The 1,506-nt window shown below is 65.0% G+C and carries 1 protein-coding gene; it reads left to right on the top strand.

Annotation, left to right across the window (positions count from 1 at the left end; all coding sequences use genetic code 11):
- Positions 1-1,461, top strand: a 1,461-nt coding sequence (locus IVA80_RS36120; protein WP_247439880.1) for an IS66 family transposase, incomplete at its 5' end; no start/stop codon positions are given.
- Positions 1,462-1,506: the final 45 nt, after the last annotated feature.

Here is a 1,506-nt window from a genome sequence, read left to right as displayed (position 1 = left end):
CGCCAGATTTACGGCAGCCGCTCGGAGCGCAAGGCACGTCTCCTGGAGCAGATGGAGCTTCAGCTTGAAGAGTTGGAGGCGACCGCAACCGAAGACGAGCTGGCGGCCGAGAGGGCGGTGGCTCAGACACAGACCGTCAAGTCCTTCCAGCGTAAGCGCCCGTCGCGCAAACCGTTCCCCGAGCATCTGCCGCGCGAACGGGTCGTGGTCGCCGCACCGGAGAGCTGCCCCTGTTGCGGCTCATCGAAGCTGTCAAAGCTGGGCGAAGACATCACCGAGACGCTGGAGGTCATTCCCCGGCAGTGGAAGGTGATCCAGACCGTGCGCGAGAAGTTCTCGTGCCGGGACTGCGAGACGATCACCCAGCCGCCGGCACCGTTCCACGTGACGTCGCGCGGCTTTGCTGGCCCCAATCTCTTGGCCATGATCCTGTTTGAGAAGTTTGGCCAGCATCAGCCCCTGAACCGGCAGAGCGAGCGCTATGCCCGGGAAGGTATCGACCTGAGCCTGTCGACATTGGCCGACCAGGTCGGCGCCTGTGCGACGGCCCTGCAGCCGCTTTATCGGCTGATCGAGCGTCACGTCCTGGCGAGCGAACGGCTACACGGCGATGACACCACGGTGCCAATCCTGGCCAAGGGCCAGACGGTCAAAGGACATATCTGGACCTATGTCCGCGACGACCGGCCGTTTGGCGGACCGGCGCCGCCGGCTGCACTCTATTACGCCTCGCGCGATCGACGGCAGGAGCATCCCACGCGGCATCTCCAAAGCTTCACCGGCATCCTGCAGGCCGACGCCTATAGCGGCTATAACGAGCTGTATGACGCCTCGCGCGCGCAAGGACCAGTTACGCCCGCACTTTGTTGGGCGCATGCCAGGCGGCAGTTCTTTGAGCTGGCGGACATCGCCGCCAATGCGAGACGCGGCAAGAACGCCACGGCGATCTCGCCGATCGCGCTGGAAGCGGTCAAGCGTATCGATGCCCTGTTCGATATTGAGCGCGGCATCAACGGCCAGAGTGCCGAAGAGCGGCTGCGGGCGCGCAAAGAACGAAGCGTCCCGCTTTTAACTGCATTGGAAGCGTGGCTGCGCGAGCAGCGCGCTCGGCTGTCGAACTCGTCCGCGGTCGCCAAGCCAATCGACTACATGCTGCGTCGCTGGGACAGGTTCGCTCGCTTCGTCGATGACGGACGGATCTGCCTGACAAACAATGCCGCGGAGCGCTCGCTGCGCGGCTTTGCCCTCGGCCGCAAGTCCTGGCTCTTCGCCGGCTCCGAGCGCGGTGCCGATCGCGCCGCCATCATGGCGACGTTGATCATGACGGCAAAGCTCAACAACCTCGACCCGCAAGCCTGGCTCGCGGACGTCTTGGCCCGCATCGCCCGAACCCCGCAACGCCGGCTCAACGAGCTGCTGCCTTGGGACTGGAAGAAAACCCCTGTTCAGTCCGCGGCCTGATCGGGCCACCGCGCCAACGCGGTTATCCCGCGGCCCTCACCGGAC

Origin of the sequence: Bradyrhizobium sp. 139 (genome assembly GCF_023074175.1) — a bacterium.
Taxonomy (GTDB): Bacteria; Pseudomonadota; Alphaproteobacteria; order Rhizobiales; family Xanthobacteraceae; genus Bradyrhizobium.
Note: the sequence above shows the minus strand (reverse complement) of the source record. Positions and strands in the feature narration are given on the sequence as shown.